We start from the raw sequence: 18,375 nt of genomic DNA on the forward strand, positions 1-18,375 counted from the left end.
GCAACCGGCCTTGGCATGATAAACTTTTTACATATTCCTGCTTCATCGTCATTCATTAAACGAATATATCCGGCCCTCCCGCCCAGCGCCTGACGGAAGATACCGAGACGACCCGGAGCCCACGCTAGCGCTTTCGGGTCCAGACCTGCTGCAGCCAGAGCAGGTCCTCCGGGCGGGTGATCTTCAGGTTGTCGGCTCGCCCCTCGATCAGCCGAGGGGCGTACCCGGCCCATTCCATGGCGGAGGACTCGTCGGTGATCGCCACGCCTGCCCGCAGCGCATCGTCCAGAGCCTGGCGCAAGGCCCCCAGGCGGAACATCTGTGGCGTATAGGCCTGCCAGATCGTCGAGCGATCCACGGTCTCGCGCACCCGGCCGTCGGCATCGGCGCGCTTCAGGGTGTCCCGCGCCGGCACCGCCAGCAGCCCGCCCAGCGGATCGTCGGCCAGTTCGGCCAGCAGCCGATCCAGATCGACGCGGGCCAGATTCGGCCGTGCGGCGTCGTGCACCAGAACCCAGTCCGCGGCATCCGCGCCCCGAGCGGCGAGCAGTTGCAGGGCGTTGAACACCGAATCGGCGCGCTCGCGGCCACCGGCGGCGCGCAGGATGCGCTCATCGGCGGCGCACGGCAGCCGCGACCAGTAGGGATCGTCCTGCGCCAGGCTGACTGCCAGCCCTTTCAGCCGGGGGTGGCCGTGGAAGCAGTCGAGGGTATGTTCGAGAATGGTCCTGCCGCCGAGCGGCAGATATTGCTTGGGACGATCGGCACGCATGCGGCTGCCGATACCGGCGGCCGGGATCACGGCCCAGAAGAATGGCAAATCGGGAATGTTCATTCGGTCAGCAGGTACAGGGTTTCGCCTTCCTTGAGCATGCCGAGTTCATGGCGGGCGCGCTCCTCGACGGTTTCCATCCCCTTCTTCAGTTCGCGCACCTCGGCTTCGAGAATCCGGTTGCGCTCGTGCAGGAGTTTGTTCTCGCCCTGCTGTTCGGCGATCTGCCGCTTCAGGTCCGCCACCTGCGCCAGGCTGCCATCGCCCACCCACAGGCGATACTGCAGTCCCCCCAGCAGCAGGGCCAGTACGACGAAAAGCCAGTAGTGACTACGCAGGAATGACATGTCGACACTTCGCTCGGGCACCGGGGCCCGAAGGCCTCTCCCGCTCTCTGCTCATGGATTCGCTCGCCCGACACGAAAAGGGGCAGCTTGCGCCGCCCCTCTCCAGCATGCCGCGGTTCAGCCGCGGAATTCGGCGCGCCCCCGGTACGGAGCCTTGGCACCCAGTTGCTCCTCGATGCGCAGCAGCTGGTTGTACTTGGACACGCGGTCGGAACGGCACAGCGAGCCGGTCTTGATCTGGCCGGCAGCGGTGCCCACGGCCAGGTCGGCGATGGTGCTGTCCTCGGTTTCGCCGGAACGGTGCGAGATCACCGCGGTGTAGCCAGCGGCCTTGGCCATCTGGATGGCCTCCAGGGTCTCGCTCAGGGAACCGATCTGGTTGAACTTGATCAGGATCGAGTTGGCGATGCCCTTCTCGATGCCCTCCCTGAGGATCTTGGTGTTGGTCACGAACAGGTCGTCGCCGACCAGTTGCACCTTGGCGCCGATCTTGTCGGTCAGCCCCTTCCAGCCGGCCCAGTCGGACTCGTCCATGCCGTCTTCGACGGAAATGATCGGGTAGCGCTGGGTCAGGCCGGCCAGATAGTCGGCGAAACCGGCGGCATCGAAGGTCTTGCCCTCGCCGGCCAGATCGTATTTGCCGTCCTTGTAGAACTCGCTGGAGGCGCAGTCCAGGGCCAGGGTCACGTCGCTGCCCAGCTTGTAGCCGGCCTTGCCGACCGCCTCGGCGATGGCGGCCAGGGCATCCTCGTTGGAACTCAGGTTCGGCGCGAAGCCGCCTTCGTCGCCCACCGCGGTGTTGAGGCCACGGGCCTTCAGCACGGCCTTGAGGTTGTGGAAGATCTCGGCGCCCATGCGCAACGCTTCGGCGAAGCTCTTGGCGCCGACCGGCTGCACCATGAACTCCTGGATATCGACGTTGTTGTCGGCATGTTCGCCGCCATTGATGATGTTCATCATCGGCACCGGCATGGAGTAGACGCCCGGGGTGCCGTTCAGGTCGGCGATGTGCGCATAGAGCGGCACGCCCTTGTCCTTGGCGGCCGCCTTGGCGGCGGCGAGGGACACGGCGAGGATCGCGTTGGCGCCCAGGCTGGCCTTGTTCTCGGTGCCGTCCAGTTCGATCATCGCCCGGTCGAGCGCCTTCTGGTCGGCCGGGTCCTTGCCCAGCAGCAGGTCGCGAATGGGGCCGTTGACGTTGGCCACGGCCTTCAGCACACCCTTGCCCAGATAGCGGGCCTTGTCGCCGTCACGCAGTTCCAGCGCCTCGCGGGAACCGGTGGAGGCGCCGGACGGAGCGCAGGCGCTGCCGATGATGCCATTGTCGAGAATCACGTCGGCTTCCACGGTGGGGTTGCCACGGGAGTCGAGCACTTCGCGTCCCTTGATGTCGACGATCTTTGCCATTGTTGTTCAACACTCCATAGATAACTGCAAGCGACAGGGTTCAAGCTGTTTCGATTGGCGGGAATTTCTTGACCAGCGCGTCCAGTTGCGCGAGTTGGGCGAGGAAGGGCTCGAGCTTGTCCAGGCGCAGGGCGCAGGGACCGTCGCACTTGGCGTTATCGGGGTCCGGATGGGCCTCGAGGAACAATCCGGCCAGCCCCTGGCTGATACCGGCCTTGGCCAGGTCGGTGACCTGGGCGCGGCGGCCGCCGGCGGAGTCGGCGCGCCCGCCCGGCATCTGCAGGGCATGGGTCACGTCGAAGAACACCGGGTATTCGAACTGCTTCATGATGCCGAAGCCGAGCATGTCGACCACCAGGTTGTTGTAGCCGAAGGAGGTGCCGCGCTCGCAGAGGATCAACTGGTCGTTGCCGGCCTCCTCGCACTTGCGCAGGATGTGCTGCATCTCCTGCGGAGCGAGGAACTGGGCCTTCTTGATGTTGATCACCGCGGAGGTCTTGGCCATGGCGACCACCAGGTCGGTCTGCCGGGACAGGAAGGCCGGCAGTTGCAGGATGTCGCAGACCTCCGCCACCGGCGCCGCCTGCCAGGGCTCGTGCACGTCGGTGAGCACCGGCACGCCGAAGGCCTTCTTCACCTCCTCGAAGATCCGCATGCCCTCCTCCAGGCCGGGGCCGCGGAAGGAGGTGATCGAGGAACGGTTGGCCTTGTCGAAGCTGGCCTTGAAGACGTAGGGAATGCCGAGCTTGCCGGTGACCCGCACGTACTCCTCGCAGACCCTCAGCGCCAGGTCGCGGGACTCCAGCACGTTCATCCCGCCGAATAACGCCATGGGCCTGTCGTTGGCGATCTCGATGTCGCCGACTCGGATAGTTTTCTGGGTCATGGTTCAGGCCTTCCGGGCTTTCTGCGCGAGCGCAGCGTTGACGAAACCGCTGAACAGCGGATGGCCGTCGCGCGGGGTGGAGGTGAACTCCGGGTGGAACTGGCAGGCGACGAACCAGGGATGGTCGGCCACCTCGATCACTTCCACCAGGGCGCCGTCGCCGGAACGGCCGGTGACCTTGAGGCCGGCCTCGATCAGGTGCGGCAGCAGGTTGTTGTTGACCTCGTAGCGATGGCGGTGGCGCTCGACGACCTCGTCCTTGCCGTAGCACTGGCGCACTTGCGAGTTCGCCTCCAACTGGCACTCCTGAGCCCCGAGGCGCATGGTGCCGCCCAGGTCGGAAGACTCGCTGCGTACCTCGGTGGCACCGGTGGCGTCCTGCCACTCGGTGATCAGGCCGACCACCGGATGGCCGCAGGACTTGTCGAACTCGGTGGAGTTGGCGTCCGCCCAGCCCAGCACGTCGCGGGCATACTCGATCACCGCCACCTGCATGCCGAGACAGATGCCCAGGTAAGGGACCTTGTTCTCGCGGGCATACCTGACCGCGGCGATCTTGCCCTCCACTCCGCGCAGGCCGAAGCCGCCCGGCACCAGGATGGCATCGGCGCCCTCCAGCAGCGCGGTGCCCTGGTTCTCGATGTCTTCCGAGTCGATGTAGCGCAGATTGACGCGGGTGCGGTTCTGGATGCCGGCGTGCCCCATGGCCTCGATCAACGACTTGTAGGCATCCAGCAGCTCCATGTACTTGCCGACCATGGCGATGGTGACTTCCTTCTCCGGATGCAGCTTGGCGTCGACCACGCGCTCCCATTCGGAAAGGTCGGCGCTCCCGCACGCCAGGCCGAAGCGCTCGACGACGATATCGTCGAGACCCTGGGCATGCAGCACCGAAGGAATCTTGTAGATGGTGTCGACGTCCTCCAAGGCGATCACCGCGCGCTCCTCCACGTTGGTGAAGAGGGCGATCTTGCGCCGCGAGGAAATGTCGATCGGATGGTCGGAACGGCAGATCAGCACGTCGGGCTGCAGGCCGATCGAGCGCAGTTCCTTCACCGAGTGCTGGGTCGGCTTGGTCTTGGTCTCGCCGGCGGTGGCGATGTAGGGCACCAGGGTCAGGTGGATCAGCATCGCGCGCTTGGCGCCGACTTCCAGGCGCAACTGGCGGATCGCCTCGAGGAACGGCTGGGATTCGATGTCGCCGACGGTACCGCCGATCTCCACCATGGCCACGTCGGCGTTGCCGGCACCCTTGATGATGCGCCGCTTGATCTCGTCGGTGATGTGCGGAATGACCTGGATGGTAGCGCCCAGGTAGTCGCCGCGGCGCTCGCGGCGCAGCACGTCCTCGTAGACGCGGCCGGTGGTGAAGTTGTTGTTGCGGGTCATGGTGGTGCGCACGAAGCGCTCGTAGTGCCCCAGGTCGAGATCGGTCTCGGCCCCGTCGTGGGTGACGAACACTTCGCCATGCTGGAAGGGGCTCATGGTGCCCGGATCGACGTTGATGTAGGGATCCAGTTTGAGCAGGGTGACCTTCAGTCCCCGCGCCTCCAGGATGGCCGCCAAGGATGCCGATGCAATGCCTTTCCCCAATGAAGAAACAACACCGCCCGTGACGAAGATGTAGCGCGTCATGAATAACCCTAGAAGTCTGCGTTTAAGCGGCCGGCGCCGCCGGGGAAGCGAAGGAGCGATTGCGCACAGTGCGACAACAGCAAAGCATTGCGGGTTCCCTGGCCGGAGCCCGCAGTAACGATATGAGACGGGAGCGTAGTCTACCGGAAAGGGGTTTTCAGCTCAAACCTCGACGCCGCCCGGCGGTTTCCAGAGCAGCCGCCAGGCCCCGTCGACCGGCCCGTCGAGGCCGGGCAGCGCAGCCACGGCGAGCAGTTCGCCCTTCCGGTAGAGCAGCGGCAGGCGGCCACGGGCGAAGGCCGGAAGCCCACGCTCGTTGAGCAGGCGCTTGAGGTCGCGGTGGCCGCGGCCCGGCACCTTCAGCGCTTCGCCGCCCAGCCGGTAGCGGACTTCGAGAGGACCGTCCGGCACCTCGCCCTGCAAGCGCAGGAAGCCGTTGCCCGGCAGCGCCAGGGGCTCGGCCGGCCGGCTCCAGGCCAGCGGTCCGCCGGGCGGACGCAGCCAGTCCCCGGCAAGCCACCAGATCCGTCCCGTCCCCCGGCGCAGTTCTCCGCCCGCCAGCCGCCAGAGCGGCGCCGCATCCGGCGCCGCATCGCGCAGCGCCTCCCAGCCCGCCCAATGGGCGCTATCCGGCAGAGCCGTGAAAGGAGCCAACCAATGGCGCAGGGCATTGCGCTGACGCGCCGGGGACAACCCGAGCAACGGCGCCAGGGCCAGCGACGGCAGCCCGAGCCAGGGGAGACCGCCCTCTCCCCCGGCGGCGGCCAGATCCAGTTGCGCCAGATCGTCCAGCAACTCCCGCGCCTCGGCCATGTGCGCCGCGCTGCGGGCCATGTTGCCCACGGCCTGCGGCCAGCGCTCGGCCAGCGACGGCAACACACGATGACGCAGGAAGTTGCGGGAAAAGCGCAGATCCCGGTTGGACGGGTCCTCGATCCAGTGCAGGGCCCGCGAGACGGCGTAATGCTCCAGTTCGCCACGGGAAACCTCCAGCAGGGGCCGCACCAGCCAGCCGCGGCCGAGCGGGCGCATCCCCGGCATGGCCGCCAGGCCGCGCACGCCGGCACCGCGCAGCAGGCGGAAGAGCAGCGTTTCCGCCTGGTCGTCGAGGTGCTGGGCGGTCAGCAACACTTCATCCGCACCGAGCGCCTCGGCGAAGGCCCGATAGCGCGCCTCGCGGGCGGCCCGCTCGAGGCTGGCGCCGGCCGCGACGCGGACCCGGCGAATGACCAGGGGAACCCCCAACTGCGCGCAGACCTGCCGGCAGTGCTCCGGCCAGTCGTCGGCCACGCTCTGCAGGCCGTGATGCACGTGGAGGGCGGTCAGCGGCGGCAAGGCGTGATGCCGGGCGAGCCCTGCCAGCAGGTGCAGGAGCACGCTGGAATCCAGCCCGCCGGAAAAGGCCAGGCGCCAGGCCGGCGCCTCTCGCCAGGGTGCCAGGGCGGCGAGCAGGCGGGACTCCAGGGTCATGCCGGGAAAACCGGGAAAGCCTCAGCGCGGCGCAACGGAAACCGCCACACGGCGGGCCATCCACCCGCAAGACGCCGGACGTACCGAGTATTTTCGCCCGCTCCCAACGGAGTAGCGCCGCTCGATCCGCATCAAGCCCTGCCGTAACTCATCAGACGCTCGTAGCGCTGCTCGAGCAGGCTGTCGGCATCCAGGCCACGCAGACTTTCCAACTGGGCCAGCAGTGTCTGACGGACGCTTTCGGCTGTGGCGGCCGGATTGCGGTGGGCGCCGCCCAGGGGTTCGCCGATCACTTCGTCGACGATGCCGAGCTCCCTCAGACGCGCGGCGGTGATGCCCATCGCCTCGGCGGCGTCGGCGGCCTTCTCGGCGGTGCGCCAGAGGATCGAGGCGCAGCCTTCCGGCGAAATCACCGCATAGGTGGAGTACTGCAGCATGTTCAGGCGGTCGCAGACACCGATCGCCAGCGCGCCGCCGGAACCGCCCTCGCCGATCACCGTGGAGACGATCGGCGTCTTCAGGCGCGCCATCACCCGCAGGTTCCAGGCGATGGCCTCGCTCTGGTTGCGCTCTTCGGCGTCGATGCCGGGATAGGCGCCGGGCGTGTCGATGAAGGTCAGGATCGGCAGCTTGAAGCGCTCGGCCATCTCCATCAGACGGCAGGCCTTGCGGTAGCCCTCGGGGCGCGGCATGCCGAAATTGCGGCGGACCTTCTCGCGCACGTCGCGGCCCTTCTGATGGCCGATGACCATGACCGGTTGGTCGTCCAGGCGCGCCACGCCGCCGACGATGGCGGCATCGTCGGTGAAATGGCGGTCACCGTGCAGTTCCTCGAACTCGGTGAAAATGTGTTCGAGGTAGTCGAGGGTGTAGGGCCGCCGCGGATGCCGCGCCAGTTGGGCGATCTGCCAGCTGGTCAGGTTGCCGAAGATGCTCGCGGTGAGCGCATGACTCTTGTCCTGGAGGCGGGAAATCTCGTCGCTGATGTTCAGCGCATTGTCATCGCCGACCAGACGCAGCTCTTCGATCTTGGCTTGCAGGTCGGCAATCGGCTGTTCGAAATCCAGAAAATTCGGGTTCATAGGTTTCCGTCTTGAGTCGACGGCCAGGCGGCCGTTTGCTGTTCCATTTGGCGCCCCAACCTTACGGGATCGGGCACCTGGCGTCGAGGATCGGAGCAGTCCGGAACGATCCCCGCGCACGATGATTCCGCCGGCATTCGTCTCAGCGGTAGTGCAGAAAGACGTTGTCCTTGCCGAACTGGTCACGCAGCGTCTGAATCAGGCTGTCCGCCGGATCGATCCGCCACGCTTCGCCGAACTGCAGCAGGGCACGCGCCTCGCGCCCGATGTAGTCCAGGGTGATGGGGCAGGCGCCCCGATAGCGGCTGCAGAGCTCCGCCAGCCAGCGCAGGCGATCCCCTTCCAGCGCCTCGCTGGCGACCCGCAGCCGCAGGCTCTCGGCCAGTCCCGTGCGTGCCTCCTCCAGGCTCATCACCCGCTTGGCGCGCAGGCGCAGGCCACCGGAGAAGTCGTCGTTGCTGACCTCGCCCTCCACAACTACCAGGGCATCGGTCTGCAGGAGCGCCTGGGCGCCGGCGAAGGCATCGGCGAACAGGGAGGCCTCAATCCGCGCGGAGCGATCGTCGAGGGTGATGAAACCCATCTTGTCGCCCTTCTTGTTCTTCATTACCCGCAGGTTGACGATCAGTCCGGCGATCGTCTGGAGTTCCCGCGCCGGGCGCAGCTCGACGATGCGCTGGCGGGCGAAGCGGCGGACCTCGCCTTCGTACTCGTCGATCGGATGGCCGGTCAGGTACAGGCCCAAGGTGTCCTTTTCGCCCTTGAGGCGATCCTTGAGCGACAGCTCGCGGGCGTTGCGGTGATTGGCATAGACGTCCGCCTCGGGCTCGGCGAACAGCCCGCCGAACAGGTCCAGATGGCCGCTGTCGGCGCTGCGCGCGGTCTGCTCGGCGGCCTGCACGGCTTCCTCCACGGCGGCCAGCAGGACCGCCCGGTTGCGGTCGATGTTGGCCTGGTAGGCCTTGGGCTCGTCGGCGAAGTACGGTCCCAGGCGGTCCAGCGCGCCGCCACGGATCAGCGCCTCGAGGGTACGCTTGTTGATCCGCTTGAGATCGACCCGCGCGCAGAAGTCGAACAGATCCGTGAAGGGACCGCCGGCGGCGCGGCATTCGACGATGGCCTCGACCGGCCCCTCGCCGACGCCCTTGATCGCCCCCAGGCCGTAGACGATGCGCCCCTCGTCGTCGACGGTGAACATGAACTCGGAGTTGTTCACGTCCGGCGCCACGATGCGCAGCTTCATGCTGCGGCATTCCTCGATCAGGGTCACCACCTTGTCGGTGTTGTGCATGTCCGCGGAAAGCACCGCGGCCATGAAGGGCGCCGGATAACGGGTCTTCAGCCAGGCCGTCTGGTAGGAAACCAGGCCATAGGCGGCCGAGTGCGACTTGTTGAACCCGTAACCGGCGAACTTTTCCACCAGATCGAAGATGTTGCCCGCCAGCTCGGCATCGATGCCATTCTTCGCGCAGCCTTCGACGAAGCCGCCGCGCTGCTTGGCCATTTCCTCGGGCTTCTTCTTGCCCATGGCGCGACGCAGCATGTCCGCGCCGCCGAGGGTGTAGCCGGCCATCACCTGGGCGATCTGCATCACCTGCTCCTGATACAGGATGATGCCGTAGGTGGGTTTCAGGACCGGCTCCAGGCCCGCGTACTGGTAATCGGGGTGCGGGTAGGAAAGCTCCGCGCGGCCATGCTTGCGGTTGATGAAGTCGTCCACCATGCCCGACTGCAGCGGGCCCGGGCGGAACAGCGCGACCAGCGCGATCATGTCCTCGATGTTGTCGGGCTTGAGCTTCTTGATCAGTTCCTTCATGCCGCGCGATTCGAGCTGGAACACCGCGGTGGTCTCGGCCCTCTGCAGGAGCGCGTAGGTGGCCTTGTCGTCCAGCGCGATGCGGTCGATGTCCACCAGTTCGGTTTCGCCCCGGCGCCGCTGCTCGCGGTGGATGGTTTCCATCGCCCACTTGATGATGGTCAGGGTGCGCAGCCCGAGGAAGTCGAACTTGACCAGGCCGGCCGCCTCCACGTCGTCCTTGTCGAACTGGGTGACCAGGCCGCCGCCGTCCGCATCGCAGGCGATGGGCGCGAAATCGGTGAGCTTGGTCGGCGCGATCACCACGCCGCCGGCGTGCTTGCCGGTGCCGCGGGTGATGCCCTCGAGCTTCAGGGCCATGTCCCAGATCTCCTGGGCCTCCTCGTCGTTCTTGAGGAACTCGCGGAGCATCTCCTCCTGCTCGTAGGCCTTCTCCAGGGTCATGCCGACCTCGAAGGGGATCATCTTCGACAGGCGGTCGGCCAGCCCGTAGGACTTGCCCTGCACCCGCGCCACATCGCGCACCACCGCCTTGGCCGCCATCGAGCCGAAGGTGATGATCTGGCTCACGGCGTTGCGCCCGTAGGTGTCGGCCACGTAGTCGATGACCCGGTCGCGGCCGTCCATGCAGAAGTCGACGTCGAAGTCGGGCATGGAGATCCGCTCGGGGTTGAGGAAGCGCTCGAACAGCAGGTCGTAGGCCAGGGGATCGAGGTCGGTGATCTTCAGCGCGTAGGCGACCAGCGAGCCGGCGCCGGAGCCGCGGCCGGGACCGACCGGCACGCCGTTGTTCTTCGCCCACTTGATGAAGTCCATCACGATCAGGAAGTAGCCAGGAAAGCCCATCTGGATGATGGTGTTCAGCTCGAACTCCAGACGCTCGACGTAGACCTCGCGCTTATCCGCGTAGTCGGGCGTGGTCTCCTGCGGCCAGAGCACCGCCAGACGCTCCTCCAGCCCCTCGTAGGCCACCTGGCGCAGGTAGTCGTCGATGGTCATGCCGGCCGGCACCGGGAAGTTGGGCAGGAAGTACTTGCCGAGGCGCACTTCGATGTTGCAGCGCCGGGCGATCTCCACGCTGTTCTCCAGCGCTTCGGGCAGGTCGGAAAACAGCTCCCACATCTCCGCCGGGGTCTTCAGGTACTGCTGGTCGGAGTAGTTACGCGGCCGCCGCGGGTCGCCGAGGGTGCGTCCCTCGCCGATGCAGACGCGGGTCTCGTGGGCCTCGAAGTCCTCCTGCTTGAGAAAGCGCACGTCGTTGGTCGCCACCAGCGGAGCGCCGTAGCGATCGGCCAGTTCGACGGCGGCATGCAGGTACTCCTCGTCGCCGACCCGGCCGGTACGCTGCACTTCCAGATAGAAGCGCTCGGGAAACACCGCCAGCCACTCCTCGAGCAGCGCTGCGGCCTGGTCGACATGGCCGTTGAGCAGCGCCTGGCCGATCTCCCCTTCCTTCGCCCCGGACAGGGCGATCACCCCTTCGGCGGCCTCCTTCACCCAGTCGCGCTGGATGATCACCAGGCCATCGCCGTGCTGACCCTCGGTCCAGCCCCGGGAAACCAGCTCGGTGAGGTTGCGGTAACCCTTGGCATCCATCGCCAGCAGGGTCAGGCGCGACAGCGGAGCATCGGGCTCGGCGCTGGCCAGCCAGATATCGGCGCCGCAGATCGGCTTGACCCCACCCGCCATGGCCGCCTTGTAGAACTTCACCAGTGAGCACATGTTGCTCTGGTCGGTGACCGCCACCGCGGGCATGCCAGCCCCGGCCACGGCCTTGATCAGCGGCTTGACCCGTACCAGGCCGTCGACCAGGGAAAACTCGGTGTGCACGCGCAGGTGGACGAAGGAAACGGACATGGACAGACCTTGGCTCACGGAAAAACGACAGAGACGGGATTGTAACCGCCCCGACGGCGACTGTTCGCGACGGGCGCTCGCTCAGGAGGTCGGGGCACAGGGGATGGAAACGACGTCGAGCAGCTCGCGCACCGGCGCGAAGGAGCGCCGATGGATCGGGGTCGGCCCCAGACGGGCCAGGGCCTCCAGGTGCACGGCCGTGGGATAGCCCTTGTGCCGGGCCAGCCCGTAACCGGGATAGAGGGCATCCAGCACGAGCATTTCCCGGTCCCTGGCGACCTTGGCGAGGATGGAGGCCGCGGCGATGGCCGGCACCTGGGCGTCCCCCTTGATCACCGGCGCGCAGGGCACCGCCAGTTTAGGGCAGCGGTTGCCGTCGATCAGCGCCAGGCGGGGCGTCACGGCGAGCCCTTCCACGGCACGCCGCATGGCCAGCATCGTCGCGTGAAGGATGTTCAGCCGGTCGATCTCCTCCACCTCGGCGCGCGCGATGCACCAGGCCAGGGCCTTCTCGCGGATCTCCTCGGAGAGCGCCTCGCGACGGGCTTCGGAAAGCTTTTTCGAGTCGTTCAGTCCCAGGATCGGCCGCTCCGGATCGAGAATCACCGCGGCGGTGACCACCGCCCCGCAGAGCGGACCGCGGCCGACCTCGTCGACACCGGCGACCAGCGCCTCGACCCGGCCGAAATCCAGGCCCAACTGCATCAGGCGCGCTCCGCCAGTTCGAGCACCGACTCGGCCGCCCGACGCGAAGCGTCCCGACGCAGCGAGCGATGGATGGCGTCGAAGCACTCGGTCTGCTCCCCGCCGATCTCCAGCAGCGGTATCAAGGCCTCGGCCAGCGCCTCGGGCGTCGCGCGGTCCTGCAGCAGCTCGGGCACCAGCGCCCGGCCGGCGAGCAGGTTGGGCAGGGAGAAGAACGGCGTCTTCACCAGGTGCCGCGCGACTTTGTAGGTCAGCGGCGCCAGGCGATAGGCCACGACCATCGGACGCTTGTACAGCAGAGCCTCCAGGGTTGCGGTACCGGAGGCGATGAGCACCGCGTCGCAGGCGGCCAGCGCCTCGTGGGAACGACCGTCGAGCAGCATCACCGGCAGGTCGCGGCGGGTATGGCTGAGCATCTCTTCGAGCTGCCGGCGCCGCTCGGGGCTCGCGCAGGGCACGACGAAACGCAGCGGTCCGGCGTGCAGCGCCAGCAGGCGCTCGGCGGCCTCGATGAACAATGGGCCGAGACGGGCCAGCTCTCCGCCGCGGCTGCCTGGCAGCAGGGCGACGATGGTTTCCCCGTCCGTCAGATCCAGGGCGGCCCGGGCGGCGTCGCGATCGGTCTGCAGGGGAATCTGGTCGGCCAGCGGATGGCCGACGAAGCGGACCGGCACGTTCCGGGCCTCGTAGAATTCCGCCTCGAAGGGGAACAGGGTGAGCATCAGGTCGCAGGCCTGGCGGATCTTCAGCACGCGCTTCTGCCGCCAGGCCCACACCGACGGGCTGACGTAATGCACGGTACGGATGCCGGCACGACGCAGGCGGAGTTCGATTCCCAGGTTGAAATCCGGGGCATCGATGCCGATGTACAGGTCGGGACGGGCTTCGAGCAGGTCGCGAATCAGCCACCGGCGACGCAGCAGCAGTTCGGGAAGACGGCCGAGTACCTCGAACAGGCCCATGACCGCCAGTCGCTCCATGGGGAAATACGACTGCAGCCCTTCGGCCTGCATGCGCGGGCCGCCGACGCCGATGAACTCGATATCCGGACGAACCGCCTTCAGGGCCTGCATCAGGCTGGCGCCGAGGATATCGCCCGAAGCCTCGCCGGCCACCAGGGCCACGCGCAGCACCCCGGCCATCTCAGCGGGTGATCCCACGGGTGGAGGCGCGCACGGAATCGCGGAAGATCGCGACCTCGGGGAACTGCTTGGCCGACTCCTCCAGTTCCACCAGCGCCTGCTCCACGGTCAGTCCCTGGCGATAGACGACCTTGTAGGCCCGGCGCAGCGCATTCATGGCCTCGGGGCTGAAACCGCGCCGGCGCATGCCCTCGAAGTTCATGCTGCGGGCCTGGGCCGGGCTGCCGAGGACGGTGACGAAGGCCGGCACATCCTTGGATACGCCGCTGCCCATGCCGACGAAGCTGTGCGCGCCGATCTGGCAATGCTGGTGGATCAGGGTGTAGCCGGAGAGGATCGCCCAGTCGCCCACGTGCACATGACCGGCCAGGGAAGCGTTGTTGACCAGGATGCAATGGCTGCCCATCACGCTGTCATGGCCGATGTGGACATAAGCCATAATCAGGTTGTGATCGCCGATAGTGGTTTCCGAACGATCCTGGACGGTGCCGCGGTGGATGGTGACCCCCTCGCGGATCACATTGTGGTCACCGATCACCAGACGGGTCGGCTCGCCCTTGTATTTAAGGTCCGGCGTGTCTTCGCCAATGGTGGAAAACTGGAAAATCCTGTTGTGCCGGCCGATCCAGGTCGGCCCTCTAACGATTACATGGGGACCGATCTCGGTACCTTCGCCGATGTGCACATGCGGTCCTATCAGGGTCCAGGGACCGACACGTACATCGGGCGCCAGGGTGGCGCTCGGATCGATGATGGCGCGAGGATCGATCAAACTCATAGCTTTCGTTCCGCACAAATGATTTCGCCCGAGCAAACCTGCTTGTCGTCCACCAGGGCCTGGCATTCGAACTTCCATATACTGCGCTTGGCGCTGAGGAACCTCGCCTCGAGGATCAACTGGTCGCCCGGTATCACCGGCTGACGAAAGCGCATCTTGTCCGACCCTACGAAGTAGTAGATTGTGCCGTCGGCAGGTTTCACGTCCAGCATCTTGAAGCCCAGGATGCCGGCGGCCTGGGCCATCGCTTCGATGATCAGCACACCCGGCATGATCGGATGCTGGGGAAAGTGACCGTTGAAGAACGGCTCGTTGATGCTGACATTCTTGTAGGCGCGAATGCGCTGGCCCTCGACATCAAGGTCCACCACCCGATCGACCAGAAGGAAAGGATAGCGGTGCGGCAGGTATTCGCGAATCTCGTTAATGTCCATCATTTCCAGGAAAGCCTGTAGGTAAAGTTGGGGACGCACATCAAAGTGGGTCAGCCTCTGATGGAGCATCTCCGTCGGAAGTCACGCCCCCCAGACGCTTTTCCATCTGCTGCAGACGCCGCGCCAGATCGTCCAGTTGGCGAATGCGGGCGACGCTCTTCTTCCATTCGGCGGCAGGCTGCATGGCGGTACCGGAGGAATAGGCGCCCGGCTCGTGAATCGAGCGGGTGACCATGGTCATCCCGGTGACGAACACCCCGTCGCACACCTCGATATGTCCCACCATGCCGACGCCGCCGGCGATCATGCAGTGCCTGCCGATCTTGGTGCTGCCGGAAATGCCGACGCAGCCGGCCATGGCGGTGTGATCGCCGATCTGCACGTTGTGGGCGATCATGATCTGGTTATCCAGCTTCACGCCGTTGCCGATCAGAGTATCGGCCAGTGCGCCGCGGTCGATGGTGGTATTGGCGCCGATTTCCACGTCGTCGCCGATGATCACCCCGCCGATCTGGGCGATCTTGCGCCAGGTGCCTTTCTCGTTGGCGAACCCGAACCCCTCTCCACCGATCACCGCGCCGGACTGGACGACCACCCGCCGGCCGATCCGCACATCGTGGTAGAGCGTCACCCTCGGGGCCAGCCAGCCGCCTTCGCCGATCACGCTGCGGGCGCCGATATAGCAATGGGCACCCACGCTGACCCCGGCCTCGATCCGCGCCCCGGCCTCGATCACCGCATAGGCGCCGACACTGGCGGTCGGATGGATGCTGGCATCCGCGGCGACCACGGCAGTGGCGTGCACTCCGGCAGGGGCCACGGGCTTCGGATCGAACAGATGCGACAAGCGCGCATAGGCCAGGTAGGGATCGGCCAGCAGCAGGGCGTCCCCCGCGTAGGATTCGGCATCCGCCGGGGTCAGCAGCAGGGCGCCGGCGCGGGTGCTTCCCAGATACTTGCGATACTTGGGATTGGCGAGAAAGCTCAGGTGCTCCGGACCCGCCTCCTCGAGGGTGGCGAGCCCGCGAACGGTTCTGTCCGCCGCACCGCGCAACGTGGCGCCGAGGCGCTCGGCCAGTTCGCCGAGAGTGAATGCGGGCGTGCTCATCGTCAACGCATCTGGTTCATGCGCTCGATGACTTGGCGAGTGATGTCATATTGCGGCTTGACCTCGACCACCGAGCCCTGCTCGAGCACCAGGTCGAAGCTTCCCTTCTTGATGACCTCCTCGACAGCCTTGTCCAGCTTGGGCTTGATCAGCTTGAGCATGTCGCGGTCGGCGACCGCCTTGGCCTCGTTCAGCTCCTTGGACTGGAACTGGAAGTCGCGGGCTTTCTGCTTGAACTCGAGCTCGAGACGCTCGCGCTCGGCGGTCTGCATCTTCTCGCCCTCTTTCACCAAGCGATCCTGGATACGCTTGGCATCGCTCTCCAGGGTTTTCAGCTTGTTCAACTGGGGCCCGAACTTCTTCTCCGCATCCACGGCATATTTCTTCGCCGCATCGGATTCGAGCAGGGCCATCTGATAATTGAGCACGGCAATCTTCATTTCCGCGAAGGCCGGTGTCGCCAGAAGGGCAGCACTGAACAAAACCCACTGAGTCAGCTTGCGCACGATGAACTCCCGCTTTGCAGCATTTACGTGATGAGGGCAGATCCGTTAGAAGCTCTGACCCATTGAGAACTGGAATACCTGGGTCTCTGCGTCGTTGGGCTTCATGACCGGCACGGCCAGGCTGAAGCTCAGCGGCCCGAAGCCGCTGACCCAGGTCACGCCCAGCCCGACCGAGCTGGCCATGTTGCTGAAGTCGATATCGCAACTGTCGTCGTTGCGTTCCTTCTGCGAGGAACTGCAGTTGGTATCGAATACGTTGCCCACATCCCAGAACAGGGATGTACGCAGCGAGCGCTGATCCTTGACGAACGGCATCGGGAACATCATCTCGACACCGCCGACCACCAGCACGTTGCCGCCGAACGGCTGCTCGTCCTGATCCGAATCCTCCTCGGTCCCCTCGTTGCCGGTCACGGCCTCACCCCGGCTCGGCGTACTGCGCGCGCCCAGGGTGTTGTCCTTGAAGCCCCGGACGGAAGAAAAACCGCCGGCATAGTAATGCTCGTAGAAAGGCATCTTCGAGGTGGAACCGAAGCTGTCGCCATAGCCGAGCTTGGTATGGAAGCGCAGGGTGTAATCGTCCGTCAACGCCTTGAACATCTGGGCGTTGTAGTCGATCTTGTAGAACGACAGGTCGCTGCCGGGCAGCGTGGTTTCGAAGGTCAGGCTCTGCGAAGCGCCGCGGGTGGGCATCACCCCCCGGTTCAAGGTCGACTCCGACCAGCCCGCCGAAGCCTTGAAGTTCAGGTAGTCCTCGCCCTCCTCGTCGAGGAAGTCGAAGATCTCGTCGACCGTGTAGGTTCCGGTATCGATGCTATCCTGCTGGAGACTGAGGCCGAAGCTCAGACGCGCGGTCTCGCTGATCGGATAGCCGATGTTGATGCCGGAGCCGAAACTGTCCACCGAATAGCTGGAATAATCCACCTCCAGATCGTCGTAGTCGGTGGTCCGGAAGAACACGTTGTAGCCGAGGCTGATACCATCCTCGGTCCAGTAGGGATCGACGAAGCCGAAGTTGTAGTTGGTCTGGTACTCGCTGCGGGTCAGGCCGATGGTGACCTTGTTGCCGCTGCCGAGAAAGTTGTTCTGGCTGATCGAGCCACCCAGCACCAGACCGGCGTTCTGGGCGAAGCCGACGCTGGCGGTGACGGAGCCGGAAGCCTGCTCCTCGACGGTGAAGTTGACGTCGACCTGATCGTCGCTGCCCGGTACCTGCGGCGTCTGAACGCTGACCTCCTTGAAGAAGCCCAGGCGCTCGAGACGGGTCTTGGACTGGTCGATCAGGTAGGTCGAGGCCCAGCCGCCCTCCATCTGGCGCATCTCGCGACGGAGTACTTCGTCCTCGGTCTTGGTGTTGCCGCGGAAGTTGATGCGGTTGACGTAGGCCCGCTTGCCCGGGTCGACCACGAAGGTCACGGAAACCGTCTTGTCTTCGGCATGCGGCTCGGGCACGGCATTGACGTTGGCGAAGGTATAGCCTTCGTTGCCCAGGCGTCGGGTTATCAACTCGGAGGTACTGGTCATCACCTTGCGGGAGAACACCTGTCCCTCCTTGACCAGCAGCAGGGACTCGATCTCCTCGGGCGGCACCTTCAGATCGCCGGTGAGCTTGACGTCGCGGATACTGTACTTTTCGCCCTCGTCGATGTTGACGGTGATGTAGACATGGCGCTTGTCCGGAGTGATGGATACCTGGGTGGAGGCGATATCCATGTTGATGTAGCCGCGGTCCAGATAATAGGAACGCAGACGCTCCAGGTCGCCGGACAGCTTCTCGCGAGCGTACTTGTCGTCGTTGCGGAAGAAGGACAGCAGGTTGCTGGTCTTCAGTTCGAACAGCCTGAGCAGGGTTTCGTCCGAAAAGACGGTATTGCCCACCACGTTGATATGCTGGATGGCGGCGACCGAACCTTCGTTGATCTTGATCTTCAGTGCCACCCGGTTACGCGGCTGCGGCACGACCTCGGTCTCGATCGAGGCCGAATAACGGCCTTGGGCTACGTACTGGCGCTGCAGCTCGTTGCGCACCCCTTCCAGGGTGGCCCGCTGGAAGATCTCGCCCTCGGCGAGTCCCGACTGCTTCAGGCCATTCAGCAGGTCTTCCGACTTGATGGCCTTGTTGCCCTCCAGTTCGATGCTGGAGATGGAAGGCCGCTCGACGACCGTGATGACCAGGACATTGCCATCGCGGCCAAGCTGGATATCCTGAAAGAAACCGGTCTTGAAGAGTGCGCGCGTACCCTCCACAAGGCGCTGGTCGTCCACCTGATCGCCGACGCTGAGCGGCAGGGCGCTGAATACGCTGCCGGCAGAAACCCTCTGCAGACCATTGACACGGATATCGGAGATGGTGAAGGACTCGGCGTGGACCTCTGTGATCGTCATGGCGGCGAAGACCACCGCAGGCAGCAGCAGGCGTTTCATGAAGTC

15 protein-coding genes are annotated in these 18,375 nt (G+C 65.5%); all 15 read right to left on the reverse strand.

Features of this window, described 5'->3' with window-relative positions; translation table 11 throughout:
• Positions 1-124: 124 nt before the first annotated feature.
• Positions 125-835 carry a 2-C-methyl-D-erythritol 4-phosphate cytidylyltransferase gene (gene ispD / locus AVCA_RS17630; RefSeq protein WP_012702392.1) on the reverse strand — a complete coding sequence of 237 codons (711 nt, stop codon included), beginning with the start codon at positions 833-835 and terminating at the stop codon, positions 125-127.
• On the reverse strand, positions 832-1,119 hold the full coding sequence (gene ftsB, locus AVCA_RS17635; protein ID WP_012702393.1) for a cell division protein FtsB: 288 nt from the start codon (positions 1,117-1,119) through the stop codon (positions 832-834). The genes ispD and ftsB overlap by 4 nt, the downstream gene beginning before the upstream one ends.
• A gap of 117 nt (positions 1,120-1,236) precedes the next feature.
• The gene (gene eno / locus AVCA_RS17640; protein ID WP_012702394.1) at positions 1,237-2,526 is read right to left on the reverse strand and encodes a phosphopyruvate hydratase; all 1,290 of its coding nucleotides are present in this window, start codon (positions 2,524-2,526) and stop codon (positions 1,237-1,239) included.
• A 40-nt stretch (positions 2,527-2,566) separates the two neighbouring features.
• Positions 2,567-3,412 carry a 3-deoxy-8-phosphooctulonate synthase gene (kdsA, locus tag AVCA_RS17645; RefSeq protein WP_012702395.1) on the reverse strand — a complete coding sequence of 282 codons (846 nt, stop codon included), beginning with the start codon at positions 3,410-3,412 and terminating at the stop codon, positions 2,567-2,569.
• A gap of 3 nt (positions 3,413-3,415) precedes the next feature.
• Positions 3,416-5,047 (reverse strand): CTP synthase, encoded by a 1,632-nt coding sequence (locus tag AVCA_RS17650; RefSeq protein WP_012702396.1) that lies wholly within the window; start codon positions 5,045-5,047, stop codon positions 3,416-3,418.
• A 162-nt stretch (positions 5,048-5,209) separates the two neighbouring features.
• Entirely contained in the window at positions 5,210-6,517 is a 1,308-nt protein-coding gene (gene tilS, locus AVCA_RS17655) for a tRNA lysidine(34) synthetase TilS (protein ID WP_012702397.1), read from the reverse strand.
• A 131-nt stretch (positions 6,518-6,648) separates the two neighbouring features.
• Positions 6,649-7,599 (reverse strand): acetyl-CoA carboxylase carboxyltransferase subunit alpha, encoded by a 951-nt coding sequence (locus tag AVCA_RS17660; RefSeq protein ID WP_012702398.1) that lies wholly within the window; start codon positions 7,597-7,599, stop codon positions 6,649-6,651.
• Positions 7,600-7,741: 142 nt separating this feature from the next.
• Positions 7,742-11,272, reverse strand: coding sequence for a DNA polymerase III subunit alpha (gene dnaE, locus AVCA_RS17665; protein ID WP_012702399.1), 3,531 nt, complete (start codon positions 11,270-11,272; stop codon positions 7,742-7,744).
• 81 nt (positions 11,273-11,353) lie between these two features.
• Positions 11,354-11,977: a ribonuclease HII gene (gene rnhB / locus AVCA_RS17670; RefSeq protein ID WP_012702400.1), complete on the reverse strand. Its 624-nt coding sequence runs from the start codon at positions 11,975-11,977 to the stop codon at positions 11,354-11,356.
• Positions 11,977-13,119: a lipid-A-disaccharide synthase gene (gene lpxB / locus AVCA_RS17675; RefSeq protein ID WP_012702401.1), complete on the reverse strand. Its 1,143-nt coding sequence runs from the start codon at positions 13,117-13,119 to the stop codon at positions 11,977-11,979. The genes rnhB and lpxB overlap by 1 nt, the downstream gene beginning before the upstream one ends.
• A 1-nt stretch (position 13,120) precedes the next feature.
• The gene (gene lpxA / locus AVCA_RS17680) at positions 13,121-13,897 is read right to left on the reverse strand and encodes an acyl-ACP--UDP-N-acetylglucosamine O-acyltransferase (RefSeq protein ID WP_012702402.1); all 777 of its coding nucleotides are present in this window, start codon (positions 13,895-13,897) and stop codon (positions 13,121-13,123) included.
• Complete coding sequence (gene fabZ / locus AVCA_RS17685; RefSeq protein ID WP_012702403.1) at positions 13,894-14,334, reverse strand: 3-hydroxyacyl-ACP dehydratase FabZ; 441 nt, start codon at positions 14,332-14,334, stop codon at positions 13,894-13,896. The genes lpxA and fabZ overlap by 4 nt, the downstream gene beginning before the upstream one ends.
• 37 nt (positions 14,335-14,371) lie before the next feature.
• Entirely contained in the window at positions 14,372-15,439 is a 1,068-nt protein-coding gene (lpxD, locus tag AVCA_RS17690) for a UDP-3-O-(3-hydroxymyristoyl)glucosamine N-acyltransferase (protein WP_012702404.1), read from the reverse strand.
• Positions 15,440-15,441: 2 nt separating this feature from the next.
• Positions 15,442-15,945: an OmpH/Skp family outer membrane protein gene (locus tag AVCA_RS17695; protein ID WP_012702405.1), complete on the reverse strand. Its 504-nt coding sequence runs from the start codon at positions 15,943-15,945 to the stop codon at positions 15,442-15,444.
• 45 nt (positions 15,946-15,990) lie between these two features.
• The gene (gene bamA / locus AVCA_RS17700; protein WP_012702406.1) at positions 15,991-18,369 is read right to left on the reverse strand and encodes an outer membrane protein assembly factor BamA; all 2,379 of its coding nucleotides are present in this window, start codon (positions 18,367-18,369) and stop codon (positions 15,991-15,993) included.
• Between the last annotated feature and the right edge of the window lie 6 nt (positions 18,370-18,375).

Origin of the sequence: Azotobacter vinelandii CA, assembly GCF_000380335.1 — a bacterium.
In the GTDB taxonomy this organism is placed as follows: domain Bacteria; phylum Pseudomonadota; class Gammaproteobacteria; order Pseudomonadales; family Pseudomonadaceae; genus Azotobacter; species Azotobacter vinelandii.

Coding starts and splice junctions, on each gene's coding strand:
- ftsB (WP_012702393.1), bottom strand. CDS start 1,119: ATGTCATTCCTGCGTAGTCACTACTGGCTTTTCGTCGTACTGGCCCTG.
- AVCA_RS17660 (WP_012702398.1), bottom strand. CDS start 7,599: ATGAACCCGAATTTTCTGGATTTCGAACAGCCGATTGCCGACCTGCAA.
- lpxD (WP_012702404.1), bottom strand. CDS start 15,439: ATGAGCACGCCCGCATTCACTCTCGGCGAACTGGCCGAGCGCCTCGGC.
- lpxB (WP_012702401.1), bottom strand. CDS start 13,119: ATGGCCGGGGTGCTGCGCGTGGCCCTGGTGGCCGGCGAGGCTTCGGGC.
- bamA (WP_012702406.1), bottom strand. CDS start 18,369: ATGAAACGCCTGCTGCTGCCTGCGGTGGTCTTCGCCGCCATGACGATC.
- lpxA (WP_012702402.1), bottom strand. CDS start 13,897: ATGAGTTTGATCGATCCTCGCGCCATCATCGATCCGAGCGCCACCCTG.
- dnaE (WP_012702399.1), bottom strand. CDS start 11,272: ATGTCCGTTTCCTTCGTCCACCTGCGCGTGCACACCGAGTTTTCCCTG.
- eno (WP_012702394.1), bottom strand. CDS start 2,526: ATGGCAAAGATCGTCGACATCAAGGGACGCGAAGTGCTCGACTCCCGT.
- fabZ (WP_012702403.1), bottom strand. CDS start 14,334: ATGATGGACATTAACGAGATTCGCGAATACCTGCCGCACCGCTATCCT.
- kdsA (WP_012702395.1), bottom strand. CDS start 3,412: ATGACCCAGAAAACTATCCGAGTCGGCGACATCGAGATCGCCAACGAC.
- ispD (WP_012702392.1), bottom strand. CDS start 835: ATGAACATTCCCGATTTGCCATTCTTCTGGGCCGTGATCCCGGCCGCC.
- rnhB (WP_012702400.1), bottom strand. CDS start 11,977: ATGCAGTTGGGCCTGGATTTCGGCCGGGTCGAGGCGCTGGTCGCCGGT.
- AVCA_RS17650 (WP_012702396.1), bottom strand. CDS start 5,047: ATGACGCGCTACATCTTCGTCACGGGCGGTGTTGTTTCTTCATTGGGG.
- tilS (WP_012702397.1), bottom strand. CDS start 6,517: ATGACCCTGGAGTCCCGCCTGCTCGCCGCCCTGGCACCCTGGCGAGAG.